Raw genomic sequence first — 15,668 nt, forward strand, 5'->3', positions numbered from 1 at the left:
ACACAAGCGGGTCCGGCCCACGCCCCCGGCGCGGCCCGGACCCGCTTCCACGTTTCCGGGGAGCCGCGCCCCGGGGCCCGGGCCGGGCGGGATGCGCCCCGGGTCGGTCCGGCTCCGCCCCGGGCACACGGTCCGCGCATACTCATGGGCATGAGCTACGACGCGATCGTGCTGGCCGGCGGCGCCGCGCGGCGCCTCGGCGGGGCGGACAAGCCCACGCTGAGCGTCGGCGGCCGCACCCTCCTCGACCGCGTCCTCGACGCCTGCCCCGACGCCCGGACCACCGTCGTGGTCGGCGGCCGCCGCCCCACCGCGCGCCCGGTCCGCTGGACCCGGGAGGACCCGCCCGGCGGCGGGCCCGTGGCGGCGCTGGACGCCGGGCTGCGCGGGACCACCGCCGAGCTGGTCCTCGTTCTCTCCGCGGACCTGCCGTTCCTGGACCGGGCGACCGTGCGCACCCTGCTCGACGCGCCCGGACCGGACGGGGCGCTGCTGCGCGATCCCGAGGGCCGGGACCAGCCGCTGGTCGCCGCCTACCGGGCCGAGGCCCTGCGCCGCGAGATCGCCCTGCTGGCCACGGAACACGGCACCCTCACCGGACTGCCGCTCCGCGCGCTCACCTCCGAACTGGACCTCGCCCGCGTCACGGCCCAGCCACTCGCCTCGTTCGACTGCGACACCTGGGACGATCTCGCCGCCGCCCGGGCCCGCATCAGGGAGCATGGAACCGTGCTGGACCAATGGATGACCGCCGCCAAGAACGAGCTGGGCATCGACCTCGACGTCGACGTCAAGAACCTGCTCGACCTCGCCCGGGACGCCGCCCACGGCGTCGCCCGCCCCGCAGCCCCGCTGACCACCTTCCTGGTCGGTTATGCGGCCGCCCAGGCCGCCGCCACCGGCGCCGACCCCGCCCAGGCCGTCGCCGAGGCCTCCCGCAAGGCCGCCGACCTGGCACTGCGCTGGGCCGCCGAGGCCGAGGCAGACGCGGGACCCGACGCGGGTCCCGATGCCGCCGCCGAACGGAACGGCTCCGGATGACCCCCGCGAACTCCGCCGAACGGGCCCTCGACGAGGCCCTGGCCCTGGTCAGCCGCGTCCCCGAGGGCGGCGGGGCGGGCGAACACAAGGCCGCCTCCTGGCCGCGCGCCCGGGAGGCCGCCGTCCGCGCCGGGGCCGGCGTACGGGCCCGTACGCACCGGGTTCCCCTCGCCGACGCCCTCGGCGAGGTCCTGGCCGCGCCCCTGGACGCGCTGACCGACCTGCCGTCCTTCGACACCTCCGCCATGGACGGCTGGGCCGTCGCCGGTCCCGGTCCCTGGAGCGTGCGGACCGGCGCCGGGGTCCTGGCCGGCTCCGACCGGCCCGCGCCCCTCGCGGACGGCGAGGCCGTACGCATCGCCACCGGCGCCCGGATCCCCACCGACACCACCGCCGTCATCCGCACCGAGCACTGCCGCGAGGCGGGCACCCAGCTCTTCGCCGACCGGCCCGTCCTCACCGGCCAGGACATCCGCCCGCGCGGCCAGGAGTGCCGTTCCGGGGACCTGCTGCTGCCCGCCGGTTCCCTGGTCACCCCGGCCGTCCTCGGGCTCGCCGCGGCCGCCGGGTACGACGAGCTGGCCACCCGGCCCCGGCCCCGCGTGGAGATCCTGGTCCTCGGCGACGAGCTGCTCACCGAGGGCCGCCCGCACGACGGACTGATCCGCGACGCCCTCAGCCCCATGCTCGGCCCCTGGCTCGCCCGGCTGGGCGCCGAGGTCGTCGGCACGCGAAGGCTCGGCGACGATCCCGAAGGGGCCGCGGCCCTGCTGGAGGCCGTCACCGGCTCCACCGCCGACGTGCTGGTGACCACCGGCGGCACCGCCTCCGGGCCCGTCGACCACGTCCACCCCGTCCTGCGCGAGGCGGGCGCCGAGCTGCTGGTCGACGGGGTGGCGGTACGCCCCGGGCACCCGATGCTGCTGGCCCGCATCGGCGACCGGGTGGACGGACGGCACCTGGTGGGGCTGCCCGGCAACCCGCTGGCCGCCGTCTCCGGCCTCCTGACCCTCGCCGAGCCCCTGCTGCGCGCCCTCGCGGGCCGCCGCAAGCGCCCCCGCTACACGGCGCCGGTCCAGGGCGACGTACCCGGCCACCCGTACGACACGCGACTGGTGCCGGTACTGCTGAGCGACGAGCACGCGGTGCCACTGCGCTACCACGGACCGGCGATGCTGCGCGGCGTGGCGGCCGCCGACGCGCTGGCCGTCGTACCGCCGAAGGGCGCGCGCTCCGGGCAGGACCTGGAGATCCTCGACCTCCCGTGGGCTTCCGGAGGATGTTTCACGTGAAACTTCACGGTCAGGACGCCATGGCCCGCGACGCCGACGAGAGGCTCGCCTACCGGCGCATCAAACTGCCCAAGCGCATCGTCGAACAGCCGCTCCGGCAGGTCACCAAGCGCCTGCTGATGGCCCTCTTCGTGCTCTTCCTGACGGTCCTCATCGTGTGGCTGGACCGCGACGGCTACCACGACAACGCCAACGAGCAGGTCGACTTCCTCGACTGCGTCTACTACGCGACCGTGACGCTGTCGACGACCGGCTACGGCGACATCGTCCCGTACAGCGACAGCGCGCGGCTGACGAACATCCTGCTGATCACACCACTGCGGGTGCTGTTCCTGATCATCCTGGTCGGTACCACCCTGGAAGTCCTGACGGAACGGACCCGGGAAGAGTGGCGGCTGAAGCGCTGGAGGAAGAACTTGCGTGAGCACACGGTCGTCGTCGGCTTCGGCACCAAGGGCCGCTCGGCCCTCCAGACGCTGCTGGCCACCGGCCTCAGCCGGGAGCAGGTCGTCATCGTCGACCCGAGTGCCAAGGTGATCGACATGGCCAACGCGGAGGGGCTCACCGGTGTGGTCGGCGACGCCACCCGCTCCGAGGTGCTGCTGCGCGCCGAGCTGCCGAAGGCCCGTCAGATCGTCATCGCCACGCAGCGGGACGACACGGCGGTCCTGGTCACTCTGACGGCACGCCAGCTCAACCGCGGGGCGAAGATCGTCGCGGCGGTGCGCGAGGAGGAGAACGCCCCGCTGCTGCGCCAGTCCGGCGCCGACGCCGTCATCACGAGCGCGAGCGCGGCCGGCCGCCTGCTGGGCCTCTCGGTGCTCAGCCCGAGCGCGGGCACCGTGATGGAGGACCTGATCCACCAGGGCAGCGGCCTCGACCTGATCGAACGGCCCGTCCGCAAGTCCGAGGTGGGCAAGTCGGTGCGGGACACCGACGACCTGGTGGTGAACGTGCTGCGCGGACACCGGCTGCTCGCCTACGACGATCCGCACGCCAGCCCGATCCAGCTGACGGACCGTCTCATCACCATCGTCCGGGCGGCTCCGTCCGGCACGCCCCCTCTGACACTGGGTTCTGCCGAGTAGCGCCGAGTTCGCGTAGCCTCCGGGCCATGCATGCGATCACCATCGAGCAGCCCGGCGGCCCCGAGGCCCTCGTCTGGAGCGACGTACCCGATCCGGTGGCGGGCGAGGGCGAGGTCCTCGTCGAGGTCGCGGCGAGCGCCGTGAACCGCGCCGACGTACTCCAACGCCAGGGGTTCTACGACCCACCGCCCGGCGCCTCGCCCTATCCGGGGCTGGAATGCTCCGGGCGGATCGCCTCGATCGGGCCCGGGGTGTCCGGCTGGTCGGTGGGCGACGAGGTGTGCGCCCTGCTGGCGGGCGGCGGATACGCGCAGCGGGTGGCCGTCCCGGCGGGCCAGCTGCTGCCGGTCCCGGCGGGCGTGGACCTGGTGACGGCGGCCGCGCTGCCCGAGGCCGTCACGACCGTGTGGTCCAACGTGTTCATGGTGGCCGGACTGCGGCCCGGCGAGACCCTGCTCGTGCACGGCGGGTCCAGCGGGATCGGGACGATGGCGATCCAGCTGGCGAAGGCGGTGGGCGCCACGGTCGCCGTGACGGCGGGCGGCCCGGAGAAGCTGGCGCGCTGCAAGGAGCTGGGCGCGGACATCCTGATCGACTACCGCGAACAGGACTTCGTGGCGGAGCTGAAGGCGGCGACGGGCGGGGCCGACGCGGACGTGATCCTGGACATCATCGGCGCGAAGTACCTCTCCCGGAACGTGGACGCCCTGGCCGTGAACGGCCGGCTCGCGGTGATCGGGCTCCAGGGCGGCGTGAAGGCCGAGCTGAACCTCGGCGCGCTGCTCGCCAAGCGTGCGGCGATCACCGCCACCACCCTGCGGTCCCGCCCGCTGGAGGAGAAGGCGGCCATCGTCGCGGCCGTACGGGAGCACGTGTGGCCGCTGGTGGCCGCGGGCCGGATCCGCCCGGTGGTCCACGCGACGTTCCCGATGGCGGCCGCCGCCGAGGCCCACCGGGTCATGGAGTCGAGCAGCCACGTGGGCAAACTGCTGCTCACGGTCTGAGCGCGGCGGCCACCGGCCCCTCCGGGGCGGCGCACGCCTGACACCGACCCCGGTGCAGGTGCGTGCCAGGCCCTCGACATCGCGGTGGTGCCGGCCGCCGGGCCCCCGGTGAGGCGGCGCCGGCCCGCCACGACGCCGTGCGCGGGCCGGATCCGCTACAGGCTGCGCAGCAGGACCGCCGGGGATTCCACGCAGTCGGCGACGTAGCGGAGGAAGCCGCCCGCCGTGCCGCCGTCGCAGACCCGGTGGTCGAACGTCAGCGACAGCTGCACGACCTGGCGGACCGCCAGCTCGCCCTGGTGCACCCACGGCTTGGGGATGATCCGGCCCAACCCGAGCATCGCCGCCTCCGGGTGGTTGATGATCGGCGTGGAGCCGTCCACCCCGAACACCCCGTAGTTGTTCAGGGTGAAGGTGCCGCCCGTCAGGTCGGCCGGTGCCAGCTTCCCGGTCCGCGCCAGCTCCGTCAGGCGGGCGAACTCCGCCGACAGGGACTCCGGGTTCCGGTCCTGCGCGTCCCGGACCACCGGGACCATCAGGCCCCGCTCGGTCTGCGCGGCGAAGCTCAGGTGCACGGCCGGGAGCCGGACGATCTCCTTCGCCTCCAGGTCCACCGTGGAGTTGAGCTCCGGGTAGCGGGCCAGCGCCGCCGTGCAGATGCGGGCCAGCAGCGCCAGCACCGAGATCTTGGGGCCGCCCACCGCGTTCATCGCGGCGCGGGCCGCCATCAGCTCGGTGGCGTCCGCGTCGACCCAGCAGGTGGCGTCCGGGATCTCCCGACGGCTGCGCGACAGCTTCTCGGCGACCGCGCCCCGCACGCCCTTGAGCGGGATCCGCTCGCCCCGCGCGGCCGGTGCGGCCGGCGCCGAAACCGGCGGCGTCACCGGCTCCGGTGCCCGCAGCGCCGCCAGCGCCGCCTCGACGTCCGCCCGGAGGATCAGCCCCTCCGGGCCCGACCCGTGCAGGGCGCGCAGGTCGACGCCGTTGTCCTTGGCCAGCTTCCGCACAAGCGGCGAGATGACCGGCACCGGCCCGGCGGGAGCCACCGGGGCAGCCGGGGCCACCGGGGCCACCGGCGCCGCGACCACGGGGGCCGCGGCGACCACGGGAGCCGACACCGCGGCGGTGACGGGTCGCACCCGTCGCCGACGCGCCGGGCGCGAGTGGTCCGAGCCGTAGCCGATCAGGGGCCGCGGTGCGCTGCCGGAGCCCTCGGCCTCGGCCGCCGGGGCCGCCGGGGCCTCGGTGAGCGAGGCCGCACCCACCGCCACGGTGATCAGCGGAGCCCCGACCGGCAGCTCCTGCCCCTCCTCGCCGAAGCGGGCGGTGACCACTCCGCCGTACGGGCAGGGCACCTCCACCATCGCCTTGGCCGTCTCGACCTCGACGACCGGCTGGTCGATGGCGACGACATCGCCGACCGCGACCAGCCAGCGCACGATCTCCGCCTCGGTGAGGCCCTCACCGAGGTCCGGCAGCTTGAATTCCATGACCTGCGGCATCAGTTCTCCCACTGCAGGCGCGCCACGGTGTCCAGGATCCGGTCCACGCCCGGCAGGTGGTGCTTCTCCAGCATCGGCGGCGGGTACGGGATGTCGAAGCCCGTCACCCGCAGCACCGGCGCCTCCAGGTGGTGGAAGCAGCGCTCCGTGACGCGGGCGGCGATCTCCGCGCCCGGTCCGCCGAAGCCGTTCGCCTCGTGGACGACCACCGCGCGCCCGGTGCGGCGTACGGACCGCACGACCGTCTCCTCGTCGAAGGGGACGAGCGAGCGCAGGTCCACGACCTCCAGGTCCCAGCCCTCCTCGCGGGCCGCCTCGGCCGCCTCCAGGCAGACCGGCAGCGAAGGCCCGTAGGTGATCAGCGTCGCGCTCGTGCCGGCCCGCCGGACCAGGGCCTTGCCGATGCCCGGCACGGCCGCCGGCGCCTCGGGCGACCAGTCGGCCTTCGACCAGTAGAGCCGCTTCGGCTCCAGGAAGACCACCGGGTCGTCGCTGGCGATCGACGCGCGCAGCAGCCCGTACGCGTCCTCGACGGTAGCCGGGGTCACGACGTGGAGGCCGGGCGTCGCCACGTAGTACGCCTCGGAGGAGTCGCAGTGGTGCTCCACGCCGCCGATCCCGCCGCCGTACGGCACACGGATGGTGATGGGCAGCGGCATCGCGCCGCGCGTGCGGTTGCGCATCTTCGCGACGTGCGAGATCAGCTGCTCGAACGCCGGGTAGGCGAAGGCGTCGAACTGCATCTCGACCACCGGCCGCAGCCCGTACATGGCCATACCGACCGCCGCGCCCAGGATCCCGGCCTCCGCGAGCGGGGTGTCCGTGCAGCGGTCCTCGCCGAACTCCTTCGCGAGCCCGTCGGTGATCCTGAAGACCCCGCCGAGCGTGCCGACGTCCTCGCCCATGACGTGGACCGTCGGGTCCTCGGCCATGGCGTCGCGCATGGCCCGGGTCAGGGCCTGCGCCATCGTCGAGGGCTTGGCCCCCGGCTTCGCGGACTTCGCCGCCGCCACCGTCGTCACGCCTGGTCCTCGGCTTCCAGCTCTGCGCGCAGCGCGGCCGCCTGCTCGCGCAGCCGGTCGGTCTGCTCCGCGTACACGTGTGCGAACAGGTCCATCGGGTCCACCACCGGGTCGGCGTTCATCCCCTCGCGGAGCGCCGCGGCCATCACCTCGGCCTCGTCGCGCGCCGCCTGCACGGCCGCCTCGTCGATGATCCCGCGCGCGGTCAGCTCGCGCTCCAGGAGATCGATCGGGTCGTGCGCCTTCCACGCCTCGACCTCGGCGTCACCGCGGTAGCGGGTCGCGTCGTCGGCGTTGGTGTGGGCCTCCATCCGGTACGTGACCGCCTCGATCAGCGTCGGGCCGCCGCCGGCCCGGGCCCGCCGGACCGCCTCGGACAGCACCTCGTGCACCGCCGCGATGTCGTTGCCGTCGACCAGCCGGCCGGGCATGCCGTAGCCCACGGCCTTGTGGGCCAGCGTCGGGGCCGCGGTCTGCTTGGCGAGCGGGACGGAGATCGCGAAGCCGTTGTTCTGCACGAGGAAGACCACCGGGGCCTGCCAGACGGCGGCGAAGTTCAGTGCCTCGTGGAAGTCGCCCTCGCTGGTGCCGCCGTCGCCGACCATGGCGAGGGCGACGACGTCGTCACCGCGCAGCCGGGCGGCGTGCGCCAGGCCCACCGCGTGCGGCAGCTGGGTGGCGAGCGGGGTGGAGAGCGGGGCTATGCGGTGTTCACGCGGGTCGTAGCCGGTGTGCCAGTCGCCGCGCAGCAGGGTCAGCGCCTGTACGGGGTCCAGTCCGCGGGCCACGGCCGCCAGGGTGTCGCGGTAGCTCGGGAAGAGCCAGTCCCGGTCCTCCAGGACCATCGCGGCCGCGATCTCGCAGGCCTCCTGGCCGACGGTGGAGGGGTAGACGGCGAGCCGGCCCTGCTTGGTCAGCGCGGTGGCCTGGGCGTTGTAGCGGCGGCCGCGCACCAGCTCGGCGTAGCAGCGCCGCATCAGCGCGGGGTCCAGCCGGTCGGCCGCCTCGGTGCCCAGGACCCGGTAGGGCTCGGGGTCCGGGAGCAGCGCAGCGGCGTCCGTACGGGGCCTCCAGGCGGGCGGCGGGGTGGGCCGGTGGGTCGCACCGGCACCGGGCAGCTCTTGGACCGTCATGGCGGCGTACACCTCCTCGTGGGAAGTCGGATGGACGCTCCGGGGGCACCCCCGGCGGTGGCCGGGGGATTGTGAGGCGCCTCACCTACCGATTGTTCGGTTGTCCGCGCAATTTGGCTACAGGCGACTCCAGGCTGTGGACAAACTGGCGCCGGGGCCCTGGGATGGATGCAGGACGTCCAGGAGAGGGAGGCATCGGGCAATGCCGGATGAACAAATGGCCGGAGCCGGTCCCGCACCGGTTCCACCGGGGGGCGCCCCGGGCACACCTGGTGCCCCGGCAGTCCCGCCGGTCACACCCCGCCCCCTGGACCCGATCGACCGTTCGATCATGCGGCTGCTCCAGGCGGACGGCCGTGCGTCCATACGGTCGGTGGCGGAGCAGGTGCACGTCTCGCGCGCGAACGCCTACGCCCGCATCAACCGGCTCATCGACGACGGGGTGATCCGCGGTTTCACGGCCCGCGTCAACCACGAACGCGCGGGCCAGGGCGCTTCCGCCTACATCACCCTGAAGATCGTCCAGAACTCCTGGCGGACGGTCCGCGAACAGCTGCGCGAGCTTCCGGGGGCCGCCCACATCGCCCTGGTCAGCGGGGACTTCGACGTCCTGCTGCTGGTGCACACGCCGGACAACCGGACGCTGCGCGAGCTGGTCCTGACCCGCCTCCAGGCCATCCCGGAGGTCCTCTCCACGCGCACCCTGCTGGTCTTCGAGGAAACGGATCTCCTGGACAAGGGGCCGGGCCCGGGCGGCCCGGGCCCGGGCGGGCCCCCGGCGCTCGCCGAGGAGTAGGCCGTACGCGCGACAGCGCCCCGGGAAGGGCCGTGGAGGGCCGTTCCCGGGGCGCCGGGCCCGGCAACCAGCGGTGCCGGGGGTGCTACGGGTACCGCAGGTGCGCGCCGGTGTTGGTGGCGCTCAGGGCCACCTGCAGGTCCGGATTCCCGGTGACGGCGGCGACGCCCGCCGCCCGGGCGGCGCCGGAGGCGCCCTTGCGGACGGACTGGTCGGCGCCGCTGGTGAAGGTCCTGAAGTGGGACGCTGCGACCTTCTTAGGGTCGGAGGCGGGCTTGGTGACCTGCCGGACGGCCGGCGCGGACGGATCCGCGGCCTGGGCCGTGCCCGGCAGGAAACCGACGACGGCCGCGACGATCGCGGCGCCCGGCCGTGCGCCGAGGGGGGCTCCCGCGGTCAGCGGACGGTGCGCAGGCCGTCCAGGGCCATGCTGACCACCGCGTCGGCGAGTTGGTCCGGACCCGTTCCCGGGTGCGGGCGGTACCACTCCACGAGCGAGTTCACCATGCCGAAGAGCAGCCGGGTGGCCAGCCGGATGTCCACGTCCGCCCGCAGGTCGCCGTCCGCCGCGGCGGCCTTGAGCAGGTCGGCGACCTGGTGGTCGAACTCGCGGCGGCGCTCCAGCGCCCAGCGCTCGGTCCGGGTGTTGCCGCGCACCCGCAGCAGCAGCGTCACGTACGGCAGCTCGGAGACCAGCACCTCTACGGTGCGGCGCGTGACGTACTCGACGCGCTCGACCGCCCGGCCGCGCACCGCCCCCGGCTCCTCCAGGACCGCGAAGAGGCCGTCGAGGGCGCGGCTGACGGCCCGCCGCAGCAGCTCCTCCTTGCCCGTGACGTGGTGGTAGATCGAGGACTTCGAGATGCCCGCGGCCTTGGAGAGGTGCTCCATCGAGGTGCCGTCGTAGCCGCGCTCGTTGAAGACCTGGACGGCGACGGACAGCAGCGTCTCGGGGGTGTACGTGTCCCGCTTGACCGTGGTCATCCGGTCTCCTCCTCGTCACCCGCGGCGTAGCCCAGCTTGAACAGCGCCAGCGAGGGCGCGTACCGGCCGCCGGGACAGCGCTCGTCCAGGTGGTGGAGCAGGTCGTAGGCCCAGTCACGGCCGAGCCGGTCGTGCCACTCCGCGGGGCCCACCGGGTAGTTGACCCCGAGCCGCATCGCCGTGTCGACGTCCTCGGCCGAGGCCACTCCGCGGGCCACGGCGTCCGCCGTGAGGTCGATCAGCATCGCCACGGTCCGGGCGACGATCATGCCGGGGACGTCGCCGATGACGGAGACCTGCTTGCCCAGCTTCTGGAAGAGGCCGACCGCCTCGGCGAGGGTCCGCTCGCTGGTGTCCTCGCTGGCCGAGAGCGCGATCCGGGTGGCGCCGCGGTAGTCGAAGGCGAGGTCGAAGTACACGACGTCCGCGAACTCGACCGAGGTCTTCCCGTCCGCGAGGACCAGCTGGCCCTCGCCGGGCAGCTGGATGTACGGGCCTCCGTGCTCGGTGGTCGTGACCGCGATCCCGGCCTCCTCCAGCAGGTCGGCCAGCTCCGCCGCGGGTCCGAGGTCGCCGACCACGGTGACCTTGGCCGGGGCTTCCTCGGGTCCGGCGGTGTGCGGCTGCGGGGCGACGGCCTCCGGGCCGTACGGGAACCACCCGTGGCCCGACTTGCGGCCGAGGCGGCCCGACTGGACCAGCCGGCGCTGCGCGAGGGAGGGGGTGAATTTGGGGCTGCGGAAGAAGGACTCCCACACGGAGCGGGTCACCGCCTCGTTGACGTCCTGGCCGATCAGGTCGGTCAGCTGGAACGGGCCCATCTTGAAGCCGCCGCTCTCGCGGAGCACGGCGTCGATGGTGGCCGGGTCGGCGCCCTGCTCCTCGTACACCGCGAAGGCCTCGGCGTAGAAGGGACGGGCGATCCGGTTGACGATGAAGCCGGGGGTGTCGGCGCAGCGGACCGGCGTCTTCCCCCAGCCGAGGACGGTGTCGTACGCGCGCTCGGCGGCGGCCGGGTCGGTCGCGAAGCCGGTGACCACCTCGACGAGCGGGAGCAGCGGGGCCGGGTTGAAGAAGTGCAGGCCGAGGAAGCGGCCGGGGTGCGCGAGTCCGGCGGCGAGCTCGGTGACGGAGAGCGAGGAGGTGTTCGTGGCCAGCAGCGCGTCCGGCGCGACGACCTCTTCGAGGGCGGCGAAGAGGGCCTGCTTGACGGTGACGTTCTCGACCACCGCCTCGATGACGAGGGCGGCGTCGGCGAGGTTCGGGAGGGCGACCGCCGAAGCGATCCGGCCGATCGCGTCCTCGGCCTCGGCCCGGTCCAGGCGGCCCTTGGCGGCCATCCGCTCGACGCGGTCCTGCACGAAGCCCACGCCGTCGGCGGCGAGTGCGGCGTCGATGTCGTAGATCAGCACGCGGTGACCTGCGAGAAGGGCGACCTGGGCGATGCCCTGGCCCATGGTGCCGGCGCCGACGACCGCCACAGTGCGGGACCGCTCGATTCCTGTCATGTCCTGATCCTCCCGCACCGACTTGTCCACAGGTCTGCCGGGCCCTCTTGTCCCGACCGATCGTTCGGTTACTCTAACTCCAGTCTGCTCTCCTTCGCCCGGCTCAACGAGGAGTTGGTCCCTGATGGCCGCCGAGCTCACCGTCCCGCAGTTGTCCGCCAAGCACCGGCCCACCCTGGACCAGGCCCTGTCGGCGATCCGCAGCCGCGCCTACTGGTCCCCGCACCCCGAGCACCCCAAGGCGTACGGCGAGACCGCGCCGGCCGACGGGCTCGCCGCCTTCGAGGCCCTGCGCGGCACGCGGCTGGACCTGGACCAGCCCGGCACCGACGGCTGGACGGGCTCCGAGGTGTCCCCGTACGGCCCGGAGCTCGGCGTGGAGTACCCGCACGCCGACCCGGACGTGCTGCTGCCCGCGATGAAGGCCGGCATGGGTGCCTGGCGCGACGCGGGACCGGAGGCGCGCGCCCTGGTCTGCATCGAGATCCTGGCCCGCATCTCCGCCCGCACCCACGAGTTCGCGCACGCGGTCATGCACACCAGCGGCCAGGCGTTCATGATGGCGTTCCAGGCCGGCGGCCCGCACGCGCAGGACCGCGGCCTGGAGGCCGTCGCCTACGCCTACGAGGAGCAGACCCGGGTCCCGGGGCAGGCCGACTGGTCGAAGCCCCAGGGCAAGAAGGACCCGCTGAACCTCGGCAAGAGCTTCACCGCGGTCCCGCGCGGCGTCGCCCTCATGATCGGCTGCAACACCTTCCCGACCTGGAACGGCTACCCCGGCCTGTTCGCCTCCCTCGCCACCGGCAACGCCGTGCTGGTCAAGCCGCACCCGCGGGCCGTGCTGCCGCTCGCGCTGACGGTCCAGGTGGCGCGCGAGGTCCTCGCGGAGGCGGGCTTCGACCCGAACCTGGTGGCGCTCGCGGTCGAGCGGCCGGGCGAGGGCATTGCCAAGACCCTCGCGGTCCGTCCCGAGATCAAGCTGATCGACTACACCGGGTCCACGGAGTTCGGCGACTGGCTGGAGGCCAACGCCCGCCAGGCGCAGGTCTACACGGAGAAGGCCGGCGTCAACACCGTCGTCCTGGACTCCACCGACAACTACAAGGGCATGCTGGCGAACCTCGCGTTCTCCCTGTCCCTGTACAGCGGGCAGATGTGCACCACCCCGCAGAACCTGCTGATCCCGCGCGACGGCATCGCCACGGACGCCGGCCACAAGACCTACGACGAGGTCGTCGCCGACCTCGCCGCCTCGGTCGGCGGCCTGCTGGGCGACGACGCCCGGGCCAACGCGCTGCTCGGCGCGCTGGTCAACCCGGACGTCAAGGCCCGCCTGGAGGCGGCGGCCGGGCTGGGCGAGGTCGCGCTGGCCTCCCGGGAGGTCGTGAACCCCGAGTTCCCGGACGCCGTGGTCCGCACCCCCGTCCTCGTCAAGCTGGACGCGGCCAAGCCGGACCCGGACGCGCCCTACCTCTCCGAGTGCTTCGGCCCGGTCGCCTTCGCCGTGGCCGTGGACACCACCGCCGACGCCCTCGACCTGCTGCGCCGCACGGTGCGGGAGAAGGGGGCCATGACGGTGGGCGCGTACACGACGTCCACGGACACCGAGCGGGCGATCGAGGAGGTCTGCCTGGAGGAGTCCGCGCAGCTCTCGCTGAACCTGACCGGCGGGGTCTACGTCAACCAGACCGCCGCGTTCTCGGACTTCCACGGCTCGGGCGGCAACCCGGCGGCCAACGCCGCGCTGTGCGACGGCGCCTTCGTCGCGAACCGCTTCCGGGTGGTGGAGGTCCGCCGCCAGGCGTAGGGCCCGCCCCCCTGATCAGGCCCTGGACGCCTCCTGCCCGAAGGTGCGGGCGGAGGCGTCCACCTGGGCCATCCTGCGCAGGGCGGCGAAGATCGCGTCGCCCAGCACCGTGCCGACGACCACCGCCTCCACCAGGTCCTCACGGGCCACCCGGCGGGCGGTGTAGTCCAGGTCCGCACGGCCCACCCGCTCGGCCGCCTCCGCGTAGTCGTCGAGCACGTCCACGAAGCCGCCGTGCCCCACCCGCGCGAGCGAGGCGAGCGCGGACACCAGCGCCTCGGCCGCCTTGTGACCGGGTTCGACGCACCAGCCGCGCGCCTCGATCAGCCGCGCCACCCGCTCCCGGGCCAGCACCGTCTCCGCGTCCGGCGCGTCGTCGCCGTCGGCGCGGCCGTCACCGTAGACGGGCACCAGCCGCTGGGCTGCCGCGCCCAGCACCTCGTGGACCGGCCGCTCCTTGTCCTCGACGGCCGCGAGCACCTCGCCGATGGCCGCCACCGACAGGCCGCCGACCTCCAGCAGTGCGCGCACCAGCCGCAGCCGGCGCTCGTGCCCCTCCCCGTAGCTGGCCTGGTTGGGGCTGGTCAGCTCTCCGGGCGGGAGCAGCCCCTCCCGGACGTAGTACTTGATCGTCGGCACCGGTACCCCGGTCCGTCGGCTCAGCTCTCCGATGCGCACGCGCGTTCACCCTTTTCCGGCTTGCCCTGTCCACCTCCATCATAGATAGTGGGGCTATCAGATAGCAGAGAGTGTCGCTATCCATTCATGGACGGGGGTATGAATGATGAAGTCCTTATGGACCACCTGGCGCACCCGGCACCGCCCGCTGCTGGTGTTCGCCCTGGTGATGGTCGTGTGGGCGCTCGGCTCCGCCGTCGGGCTGCTGGTCGACGACCGCATGTTGACCGGGGCGCCGATCTGGGCCAAGCCGTTCAAGTTCTCGATCTCGTTCGTCGCCTACTGCCTCAGCCTGGCCTGGATGATCTCGCTGCTGGACGGGGCCGGGCCGCGGCTGCGCCGCACCGTCTGGTGGGCCGCGACCGTCGTGGTCGCCGCGAGCGCCGTGGAGATGGCGCTGATCACCCTTCAGGTCCTGCGCGGGGTGCGCAGCCACTTCAACGGCGCGACGCCCTTCGACGCCGGGGTCTACTCGCTCATGGCCGACACCGTGGTCGTGCTGTGGCTCGGCACGCTCGTCGTCGCGGCCCTGCTCTGGCGCGCCGGGACCGCCGACCGGGCCACCGCCTGGTCGATCCGGATCTCGACGGTCCTCGCGCTGACCGGCGCCGGACTCGCCTTCCTGATGACCCTGCCCACCGCCGAGCAGCAGCGCCTGGACGCCGCCGGCGCCGAGGTCCTGGAGCAGGGCGGGCACAGCGTGGGCGTACCGGACGGCGCCCCCGGGATGCTCCTCACCGGCTGGTCCACCACCGGCGGCGACCTGCGCATCCCACACTTCTTCGGCATGCACGCCCTCCAGCTGCTCCCGCTGCTCGCGCTCCTGCTGACCGCCCTCGCACCGCGCCGGCCCCTGCTGCGCGACGGGCGGGTGCGGGTCCGGCTGGTCTGCGTGAGCGGCGCGGTGTACGCGGCGGTGCTCGCCCTGCTGACCTGGCAGGCGCTGCGCGGCGAGCCGCTGGTCCACCCGGGCCCGGCCACGCTCGGCGCGGGCGCGCTGATCCTGGCCGGGGGCGGGCTAGGCGTCCTCGCCGTCCTGTTCGCCGGCCGGGGGGCCGCCCCAGTGGAAGAGGGCCATGGCCACGCTGGTGGCGAGGTTGTAGCTGGAGACCTGCGGGCGCATGGGCAGGGAGACGAGGTGGTCCGCCCGGTCGCGGAGCTCGGGTGAGATCCCGTGGCGCTCCGAGCCGAAGGCGAGGAGGGCGTCGTCCGGGAGGGTGAGGGTACGGATGTCCACGCCCTCGGGGTCGAGCGCGTAGAGCGGCCCGGGCGGCAGCTCGTCCAGTGCGAGGCGCTCGACGGTGGTGGCGTAGTGCAGACCGGCCCCGGCCCGGACCACGTTGGGGTGCCAGGGGTCGAGGTCGCCGCGGGTCACCACGCCGGTGGCGCCGAAGCCGGCGGCGAGGCGGACGACGGCGCCGACGTTGCCGAGGTTGCGGGGGTTGTCGAGGACCACGACGGGCGCGGACCTGGGCATTCGCCCGAGCCCGGCGAGAGCGGCCGCGCGGTCGGGGCGTACGGCCAGGGCGGCGACGCCGGTGGGGTGCACGCGGGGGAGCAGCTCCTTGAGGCCGGCCCGGCGCACCAGTCGGGCCACGTCGGCCTCCACGTCGGGCGCGAGCCCGGCGGCGAGCGCGCGGACCGCGGCGGGGTCGTCCGCGAGGGCCAGGCGGACGTCGGCGCCGAAGCGGAGGGCGTGCTTGAGCGCGTGGAACCCGTCGAGCAGCACCAGGTCCGGCCGCCCGGCGGCCTCCCGCCACTCCCGCACCGTCTCGTCCGCACCCGCCTGCTCAGTCATGCCCCGACCCTACGG

Annotated in this window: 13 protein-coding genes and 1 pseudogene; 7 read left to right on the forward strand and 7 right to left on the reverse strand. The window is 74.1% G+C overall.

Translation table 11 applies throughout. The features are described from left to right. Positions 1 to 150 precede the first annotated feature (150 nt). The 4 genes from ACFYP3_RS14455 to ACFYP3_RS14470 are packed head-to-tail and all read left to right on the forward strand — an operon-like array spanning position 151 to position 4,425. A complete protein-coding gene (locus ACFYP3_RS14455; RefSeq protein WP_388831492.1) occupies positions 151 to 1,041 on the forward strand; it encodes an NTP transferase domain-containing protein in 891 nt (296 codons plus the stop codon). Next, positions 1,038 to 2,333, forward strand: coding sequence for a molybdopterin molybdotransferase MoeA (locus tag ACFYP3_RS14460; protein ID WP_388831494.1), 1,296 nt, complete (start codon positions 1,038 to 1,040; stop codon positions 2,331 to 2,333). Before ACFYP3_RS14455 ends, ACFYP3_RS14460 begins: the two co-directional genes overlap by 4 nt. Continuing rightward, positions 2,321 to 3,421: a potassium channel family protein gene (locus ACFYP3_RS14465; RefSeq protein ID WP_388831496.1), complete on the forward strand. Its 1,101-nt coding sequence runs from the start codon at positions 2,321 to 2,323 to the stop codon at positions 3,419 to 3,421. Before ACFYP3_RS14460 ends, ACFYP3_RS14465 begins: the two co-directional genes overlap by 13 nt. Before the next feature lie 26 nt (positions 3,422 to 3,447). Then, the gene (locus tag ACFYP3_RS14470) at positions 3,448 to 4,425 is read left to right on the forward strand and encodes an NAD(P)H-quinone oxidoreductase (RefSeq protein ID WP_388831498.1); all 978 of its coding nucleotides are present in this window, start codon (positions 3,448 to 3,450) and stop codon (positions 4,423 to 4,425) included. A 155-nt stretch (positions 4,426 to 4,580) separates the two neighbouring features. Here the strand turns inward: ACFYP3_RS14470 and ACFYP3_RS14475 are convergent, their stop codons facing one another. Genes ACFYP3_RS14475 through pdhA form a run of 3 tightly spaced genes read right to left on the reverse strand, consistent with a single transcriptional unit; the run spans position 4,581 to position 8,082 of the window. Beyond that, the gene (locus ACFYP3_RS14475; RefSeq protein ID WP_388831500.1) at positions 4,581 to 5,927 is read right to left on the reverse strand and encodes a dihydrolipoamide acetyltransferase family protein; all 1,347 of its coding nucleotides are present in this window, start codon (positions 5,925 to 5,927) and stop codon (positions 4,581 to 4,583) included. Next, a complete protein-coding gene (locus tag ACFYP3_RS14480; RefSeq protein WP_388831778.1) occupies positions 5,927 to 6,895 on the reverse strand; it encodes an alpha-ketoacid dehydrogenase subunit beta in 969 nt (322 codons plus the stop codon). Before ACFYP3_RS14480 ends, ACFYP3_RS14475 begins: the two co-directional genes overlap by 1 nt. A 50-nt stretch (positions 6,896 to 6,945) precedes the next feature. Further along, positions 6,946 to 8,082, reverse strand: coding sequence for a pyruvate dehydrogenase (acetyl-transferring) E1 component subunit alpha (gene pdhA, locus ACFYP3_RS14485; RefSeq protein WP_388831502.1), 1,137 nt, complete (start codon positions 8,080 to 8,082; stop codon positions 6,946 to 6,948). Between the two features lie 202 nt (positions 8,083 to 8,284). Here pdhA and ACFYP3_RS14490 point away from each other — a divergent pair, with 202 nt between their 5' ends. Further along, complete coding sequence (locus tag ACFYP3_RS14490; RefSeq protein WP_388831504.1) at positions 8,285 to 8,878, forward strand: Lrp/AsnC family transcriptional regulator; 594 nt, start codon at positions 8,285 to 8,287, stop codon at positions 8,876 to 8,878. A 396-nt stretch (positions 8,879 to 9,274) separates the two neighbouring features. Here the strand turns inward: ACFYP3_RS14490 and ACFYP3_RS14495 are convergent, their stop codons facing one another. Together ACFYP3_RS14495 and ACFYP3_RS14500 are read right to left on the reverse strand one after the other, a co-directional pair. Then, positions 9,275 to 9,862 carry a TetR/AcrR family transcriptional regulator gene (locus ACFYP3_RS14495; RefSeq protein WP_388831506.1) on the reverse strand — a complete coding sequence of 196 codons (588 nt, stop codon included), beginning with the start codon at positions 9,860 to 9,862 and terminating at the stop codon, positions 9,275 to 9,277. Next, the gene (locus ACFYP3_RS14500) at positions 9,859 to 11,370 is read right to left on the reverse strand and encodes a 3-hydroxyacyl-CoA dehydrogenase (protein WP_388831508.1); all 1,512 of its coding nucleotides are present in this window, start codon (positions 11,368 to 11,370) and stop codon (positions 9,859 to 9,861) included. The genes ACFYP3_RS14495 and ACFYP3_RS14500 overlap by 4 nt, the downstream gene beginning before the upstream one ends. A 124-nt stretch (positions 11,371 to 11,494) precedes the next feature. On the opposite strand from ACFYP3_RS14500, the gene paaN reads away from it, so the two are divergent. Next, complete coding sequence (gene paaN, locus ACFYP3_RS14505) at positions 11,495 to 13,177, forward strand: phenylacetic acid degradation protein PaaN (RefSeq protein WP_388831510.1); 1,683 nt, start codon at positions 11,495 to 11,497, stop codon at positions 13,175 to 13,177. A gap of 15 nt (positions 13,178 to 13,192) precedes the next feature. On the opposite strand, the gene ACFYP3_RS14510 is transcribed toward paaN, so the two are convergent. Further along, a complete protein-coding gene (locus tag ACFYP3_RS14510) occupies positions 13,193 to 13,855 on the reverse strand; it encodes a MerR family transcriptional regulator (RefSeq protein WP_388831512.1) in 663 nt (220 codons plus the stop codon). A gap of 169 nt (positions 13,856 to 14,024) precedes the next feature. On the opposite strand from ACFYP3_RS14510, the pseudogene ACFYP3_RS14515 reads away from it, so the two are divergent. Continuing rightward, positions 14,025 to 14,921: pseudogene (locus tag ACFYP3_RS14515) on the forward strand (hypothetical protein); the annotation flags it as partial. Here the strand turns inward: ACFYP3_RS14515 and ACFYP3_RS14520 are convergent. Then, a complete protein-coding gene (locus ACFYP3_RS14520; protein ID WP_388831514.1) occupies positions 14,874 to 15,653 on the reverse strand; it encodes a TrmH family RNA methyltransferase in 780 nt (259 codons plus the stop codon). The pseudogene ACFYP3_RS14515 and the gene ACFYP3_RS14520 sit on opposite strands and share 48 nt — an antisense overlap. Positions 15,654 to 15,668 lie beyond the last annotated feature (15 nt).

The sequence above is a fragment of the Streptomyces sp. NPDC005533 genome, from assembly GCF_042871845.1.
In the GTDB taxonomy this organism is placed as follows: domain Bacteria; phylum Actinomycetota; class Actinomycetes; order Streptomycetales; family Streptomycetaceae; genus Streptomyces.